The sequence below is a fragment of the Vibrio sp. 2130-1 genome, assembly GCF_033339515.1.
The window spans coordinates 1-744 of sequence record NZ_JAWOUT010000221.1; the positions used below are offsets into that span (position 1 = coordinate 1).

At 45.0% G+C, this 744-nt stretch carries 1 pseudogene; it reads right to left on the reverse strand.

From position 1 onward, the window contains the following. Window positions 1-48 precede the first annotated feature (48 nt). A pseudogene (locus tag R7Q09_RS25315) lies at window positions 49-744 on the reverse strand (hypothetical protein); the annotation flags it as partial.

Here is a 744-nt window from a genome sequence, read left to right on the forward strand (position 1 = left end):
TTTTTCGTTATTGTTTACTGTGGATTGCTGCTATCGGGTTTGTCTTGCTTACGGTGCAGGACATAGTGGACAGCTTGCCTCTACAGGCATGCCTGTATCGACAGTGACACCTGTAATGGCGTTAACACCTTCTGCAACGACGGTGTCTTTGAAGGTTCTTACATCATGTGCAACAACCGGACCACCAGAAACATCACTACCCGGAGCAGGGATGTAGGTGCCATCGTAGTTCATACAACTTTCAGGATTTAAAGTACCGACATCTTTAACGACTGTCATACCGTCATGCATTTCAGTAATTTTCACATCGTTAAGTTTCACTTTACTGTCGTTACATACTTTACCTTCGTAGTTCACTCTTAATCCGTACGCGCCAGATGCGTTTTCTTCAACGTAGGTTGTACAGTCTTTAGTGATACTCAATGCGCCCACTGGAGTAAGTGGAGGACAGCTATCTGTGTCAGACTTAGTAAGCACAGGTTCGCCACCATCTTTGATGGCTGCGCTCGCCGTAGCCTCATTTTCTACACCGTTGATGAGCGAAACAAAGGAACCAGTAAATGTTGCAGTTTCGCCAGCGGCAAGAACGTCAGCAGTGAATGAATCGCCAGCGGTAATATCTTCAACATAAAGATCGTAAAGTGCACCAAAGCCAGTATTGGTTACTTTGATCTCGTAGTTGTAGATGATTGAGTCACCACTTGGTGATAACGCACCAGTTGGACATGTTTTCACAAGTTCCAT